Source organism: Nostocoides sp., assembly GCF_035343835.1.
GTDB classification, from domain to species: Bacteria; Actinomycetota; Actinomycetes; order Actinomycetales; family Dermatophilaceae; genus Nostocoides_A; species Nostocoides_A vanveenii.
In genome coordinates, this window is sequence record NZ_DAOQZV010000215.1 from 1 (window position 1) to 5,464 (window position 5,464).

Genomic DNA, 5,464 nt, shown 5'->3' on the forward strand with positions numbered 1-5,464 from the left:
CGAGCTGCGCGCCGCGCAGGCGAGCGCTCAGGACGAGTTGGCCGCGCTGACCGACGAGGTCCACCGCGACGAGGTGGCCCGCGCCGCCCAGCAGGCTCGGGTGGAGCAACTGCGCGCCAAGGCCGTCGACGAACTCGGCATCGACCCGGACGTGCTCGTCGAGGACTTCGGCCCGCATCACCTCGTGCCCGTCTTCGTGCCGGACGGGGCCGAGCCGGTGGCCCCGCTGGCATACGTCCGCGAGGAGCAGGAGAAGCGGTTGCGGCGTGCCGACCGCGGCCTGCGCGAACTGGGGCGGATCAACCCGCTGGCACTGGAGGAGTTCGCGGCACTGGAGGAGCGGCACGGGTTCTTGACCAAGCAGATGGAGGATCTCAAGGCCTCCAAACGCGACCTGCTCGACATCGTGCGTGAGGTCGACCAGCGGGTCGAGGAAGTCTTCACGGCGGCCTACCACGACACGGCGGAGCAGTTCGAGCGGGTTTTCGCCCGGCTTTTCCCGGGCGGTGAGGGCCGGCTGTCGTTGACCGACCCCTCGGACATGCTGACCACCGGGATCGAAGTAGAGGCGCGTCCGCCCGGCAAGAAGATCAAGCGCCTGTCGCTGCTCTCCGGTGGCGAACGCTCGCTCGTCGCGGTGGCTCTTCTGGTCGCGATCTTCAAGGCCCGGCCGAGCCCGTTCTACATCATGGACGAGGTCGAGGCCGCCCTCGACGACACCAACCTCGGGCGTCTGATCACGCTATTTGACGAATTGCGCGCCTCGAGCCAGTTGATCGTCATCACCCACCAGAAGCGCACGATGGAGGTCGCCGACGCCCTCTACGGCGTCTCGATGCGCGGCGACGGCGTGACGGCCGTGGTCTCGCAGCGAATGCGGACCGGCGCCGACGCGGAGTGACGGCGTCCATCCGACGCTTCCGGGTGTGTCGGAAACCCGCCGTATGAAGGCAGCTCCCAAGTTGCACTGCCTCCCGGGGTCGTGACTAGCCTCGGTGCCCGAGCCCCTGCACTGGGCTGGGGTGAGAGAGGGGAATCTCATGAACACGTTCAAGCGCGCCGCCATCGGTGTCGCCGCGGCCGGCATGCTCGCTGCCGGGCTGCCCACCGCCGCCAACGCGGCTCCGGCGGGGGCTCAGGCTCCAGCGACCTGCTACGGCAAGGCCAACAAGCCGTTCATCGTCGGCGGCGTCGGCAGCACCGCCAAGGGCGCGGGCGTCATCTACTGCGCCGGTGGCACCGTCTTGATCCGCGGCTCGGTCACCCTGCAGAAGCAGGTCAACGGCATCTGGCGCAACCAGGGCTACCCGACCGTCAAGACCGCCTACGTCGGCTACCGCAACGTCCAGTTCCCGGACACCAACCCGGCCTCGCCGGGCGTCTGGCGGACGGCCGCCACCTTCACCATCGTCTCGAACGGCCAGACCCGCACGTTCTTCAGTGCCCAGGTGCGCTTCGTGCCGGCACGCCACGGCGTCACCGTCTGACCTATCGCGTCACGAACGGGTCCGTCCGGCACTCGCCGGGCGGACCTTTTCGCGTCCCCGGCGGGTGGCCGACGCCGGGAAGGAGGGGTGGCCGGACGGCATACGTCGTCGGTCCTGTGTGATGCGGACGCGCCCGGGGGGCGACGAAGCCGCGGCGCCGGCGACGCGTGTCGATTTGGGCCGCCCGTATGCCGTTTGAGACCCTTGACATCATGCTGATCGTCCTGATCCCGGTCCTGATCGCCGTCCTGGTCTCGCTTCTCGTGCTTGCACTCGTTGTCGTGCCGGCGCGCCGCGAGGGGCGCATCGTGCTCACTCCGCGGGGCGAAGAGGTCGCTCAGAAGGTGAAGGCAGGGACCGACGCGGCTGCCGCGCGCACCGGCGAACTGGTTGCCGGCGCGGCCGCCAGGATCCGATCCAGCGAGACCAAGGCCACCGGCGAGACCAAGGCCTGACCCTCACCTCGCCGGCTGCCGAGCGGATCGCTGGCCAGACGACCATGAAAAGGTGAACGCGTGATCGATCAGTTGTGGGAATGGCTCGTCATCGCGGGCGCCCTCGCCGTCGTCCTCGTCGGCCTGGTGGTCGGGTTCCTGCGCCCGGGCCGGCGCGGTCGCACCCCGACCCTTCCCCCGACGTCCACACCTCCTCCGACCCAGCCCATTCCGACGCAGCCCACCCCCGCGGATCCTGGGGGCGGCGTGGATACGCTGCCCCCGCGCGGCACGCCTCCAGAGGCCGACGAGAGCGATGTCCTGCTCGAGGAGCCGGTCACCCCGACCCTCGAACGCCCGGAAACGGCCGTCGGCCGCCTCCAGCGCCTGCGGGCGCGGCTGGCGCGGTCCAACACCGCCCTCGGCAAGGGCCTGCTCGCCCTTCTCACCAGAGGCGGCCTGGACGACGCGGCCTGGGAAGAGGTCGAGGACACCCTCCTCGCCGCCGACCTGGGCATCGACGCGACCAATGAACTCGTCGAGCAACTACGCACCGAGGTCAAGGTGCACGGCACCTCGGACGAGGCGACCGTGCGCGGCTGGTTGCGCACCGACCTGCTGCGCCTCGTCGACCCCGGTATGAATCGCGCGCTCGCCTCTGCCCGCGTCGACGGCCGGCCCGCGGTCGTCCTGGTCGTCGGCGTCAATGGCACCGGGAAGACCACCACCGTCGGCAAGCTCGCCCGCGTGCTGGTCGCCGAGGACAAGGACGTGCTGCTCGGTGCGGCCGACACCTTCCGGGCCGCCGCCGCCGACCAGCTCGAGACCTGGGGGGCGCGCGTGGGCGTGCCCACGGTCCGCTCGCACAAGGACGGCGCCGACCCCGCCGCCGTCGCCTTCGACGCGGTCAAGGCCGGCATCGAACTCGAAGCCGATGTCGTCCTGCTCGACACCGCCGGTCGCCTGCACAACAAGGCCAACCTGATGGACGAGCTCGGCAAGATCAAGCGGGTCGTCGAGAAGCAGTCACCGATCGATGAGGTCCTGCTCGTCCTGGACGCGACGACCGGCCAGAACGGCCTGCGCCAGGCGGAGGTCTTTGCCCAGGTCGTGGGCATCACCGGCATCGTGCTGACCAAGCTCGACGGAACCGCCAAGGGCGGCATCGTCGTCGCCGTCCAGCGCGAGCTCGGGGTTCCGGTCAAGCTGGTCGGGCTGGGGGAGGGCCCGGACGACCTGGCGCCCTTCGACCCCGAGGCCTTCGTCGACGCGATCCTGGCCTGAGCCTGCCCGACCCGCCCCCGCGCGCCTGCGGGGCGCCTGCTCGGACCCAACTGCCATACTGCGCGGGACATTGGGGGAGCACGCTGTGGAGAAGTCGGGTAGGTCGCTCAGACAGGCCCCGCCGCGGGGGCGGGTGAGTCGGACCCCGCCGATGGCACCGACGGCCAAGACCCAGCGGCTGCGGCCGGCGGCGAAGGCCTGGCGGGCCGCCGCGGTGGTCGCGATGACCGTCCTCTTCCTGGGCGGGACCACCGTCGGTGACGATGACTGGTGGCCGTTCTCACCGTGGCGGATGTTCTCCACATCCACCTCGCCCAATGGTGCGGTCCGCTCGACCTTTATCCAGGTGCGCACCGCCAATGCGCCCGAGATGTGGGCGCAGGCGCCGATCAACCCCGACAGTGTCGGCCTCAACCGCGCCGAGGTGGAGGGCAATCTCGACCGGATCGCGCGCGACCCGGCCATGCTCGGCACGCTCGCGGCGAGCCACGCGAAGCTGCGCCCGCACGAGGCGGCGTGGATCGGCATACGGGTGCTGATCCGCAACTATGCGCTCAAGGGCGGCGGCCCGACCGGCGAGTACCGCGACGACCTCGTCGCCGAATGGGCGGCGCCATGACGCGCTGGCTCTTCACCGCGATGCCGCTCGGCCGGCTGGCGATCTTCCGCACACTCGTCTATCTCTATGTCGTCATCGACGTGCTCTGGCTGCAGACCAGCGGCTGGTATCACGGCTATGTCGACCCGATCTGGTACGAACCCTTGCGGTTGGGGCAGCTTTTCCATCTGCCGGCGGCGACCGTCGTGCTCGTCCAGACGCTCAAATGGGGGTCGGTCGCCGCGGCGCTCGTCGCCGCGACTGGCCGCCTTCCGCGCCTGGCCGGCACCGTCGTGGCGGTGTGCTGGATCTGGTATATGTACGTCGCCTACGCCTATGGCAAGGTCGACCACGACCGCGGGGACTTCATCGTCGCCCTGCTCCTTCTGCCGACGGTCGGCAGCGCCTATTGGCGCGATCGGCGCCTGAGCGAGGCGGCCGGCTTCGTGCTGCGGGCCGCGCAGCTCGCGGCGATTGCCACCTATTTCCTCTCGGCCTGGGCGAAGGTGCGCTTCGGGGGCTGGGAGTGGGTCAACTCCGCAACCATGGCCCGCGCGGTGGTGCGCCGCGGGACGCCGTGGGTGAAGTGGCTGCTCGACGTCCCCGAGTTGCTGCACCTGACGCAATGGGGGTTGTTCGTCGCCGAGATGAGCTCGCCGCTGATCTTTGTCGTCCCGGAGAAGTGGCGTCGCCGCATGGTGATGGGCTGGTTCGCCTTTCACGCCGTGACCTATGCCTCGATCACCATCGCCTTCTGGCCGCACCTGGTGATGATGCTCGCCTTCCTGCCCCTGGAGACGTATGCCGATCGCTTCCGTTCCTGGTGGCTGACCCGCCGCTCCGGTCGGGTCGGCGTCGTCGCGGGCGAGGTGGCAGCGGGCGAGGCGGCAGCGGGCGAACGAATGCCCGAGGCAGCAGCGGACGGGGGCGCACGGTGAGCCGCATGCTGCCTCCATCCGGTGAGCCCAGAGGGGCGGACCCCCGGCTTGCAGAACTCCCGGCGGAGGTGCAGGTCTATCTCGATGCGGTCAGCGCCGAGGTCCAGGCGGCTTTTGAGGACGACCTGCTCGGGGTCTGGCTGATCGGCAGCGCGGCGCAATGGGCCTATGAGCCGGGGACCAGTGACCTCGATGTCCTGGCCGTCACGGGTTCCCGGCACCCGGAATCGTTGCGCCGAACACTCGGCGAACGGGTCCGTCACCCGGCGCTCGAGTGCCCAGCCGTGGGGCTGGAGTTCGTCGTCTATGCCCGGCCCGACGTGGTCGATCTCGCCGACCCGGTCCGCTTCGCGCTCAATGTCAACGGCGGGCGGAGCCGGGATGACCTACTGGCCCTCGGCCCGGACGACGGCCCCGGGTGGTGGGCCGTGCTCGATCTGGCCGCGGCGCGCGTGGTCGGTGTCCCGCTGCACGGACCGGCGCCGGACGTGGTGATCCCAGCCGTCCCCGCTGCCCGGCTGCGAGCGGCCGTGGCCGAGTCGCAGGCGTGGCACGACCGCGACGACGCCACCTCGACCAATCGCGCCCTCAATATCGCCCGCCTGATCGTTCTGCTCACCGACGGGCGCTGGCTGTCCAAATCCGCCGGCGCAACGGCTCTCGCCGATGCCGAGCCTGACCTGGCGCCGACCCTGAACGCGGCGCTCGCGGCGCGGGCCACCG

The 5,464-nt window shown here is 70.4% G+C and carries 7 protein-coding genes; all 7 read left to right on the plus strand.

The genetic code is table 11. The annotated features are described in order from the left end of the window. The coding region (locus PKH97_RS13120; RefSeq protein ID WP_324387951.1) for an AAA family ATPase at window positions 1–901 on the plus strand (901 nt) is incomplete at its 5' end. Between the two features lie 139 nt (window positions 902–1,040). Continuing rightward, window positions 1,041–1,487 (plus strand): hypothetical protein, encoded by a 447-nt coding sequence (locus PKH97_RS13125; RefSeq protein ID WP_324387952.1) that lies wholly within the window; start codon window positions 1,041–1,043, stop codon window positions 1,485–1,487. A 188-nt stretch (window positions 1,488–1,675) separates the two neighbouring features. Further along, on the plus strand, window positions 1,676–1,942 hold the full coding sequence (locus tag PKH97_RS13130) for a hypothetical protein (RefSeq protein WP_324387953.1): 267 nt from the start codon (window positions 1,676–1,678) through the stop codon (window positions 1,940–1,942). Window positions 1,943–2,005: 63 nt separating this feature from the next. After that, the gene (gene ftsY / locus PKH97_RS13135; RefSeq protein ID WP_324387959.1) at window positions 2,006–3,205 is read left to right on the plus strand and encodes a signal recognition particle-docking protein FtsY; all 1,200 of its coding nucleotides are present in this window, start codon (window positions 2,006–2,008) and stop codon (window positions 3,203–3,205) included. Window positions 3,206–3,356: 151 nt separating this feature from the next. Next, window positions 3,357–3,824 carry a hypothetical protein gene (locus PKH97_RS13140; protein ID WP_324387954.1) on the plus strand — a complete coding sequence of 156 codons (468 nt, stop codon included), beginning with the start codon at window positions 3,357–3,359 and terminating at the stop codon, window positions 3,822–3,824. Beyond that, a complete protein-coding gene (locus PKH97_RS13145) occupies window positions 3,821–4,741 on the plus strand; it encodes a hypothetical protein (protein ID WP_324387956.1) in 921 nt (306 codons plus the stop codon). Before PKH97_RS13140 ends, PKH97_RS13145 begins: the two co-directional genes overlap by 4 nt. Before the next feature lie 5 nt (window positions 4,742–4,746). After that, a partial coding sequence (locus tag PKH97_RS13150) for an aminoglycoside adenylyltransferase domain-containing protein (RefSeq protein ID WP_324387957.1) occupies window positions 4,747–5,464 on the plus strand: 718 nt, incomplete at its 3' end.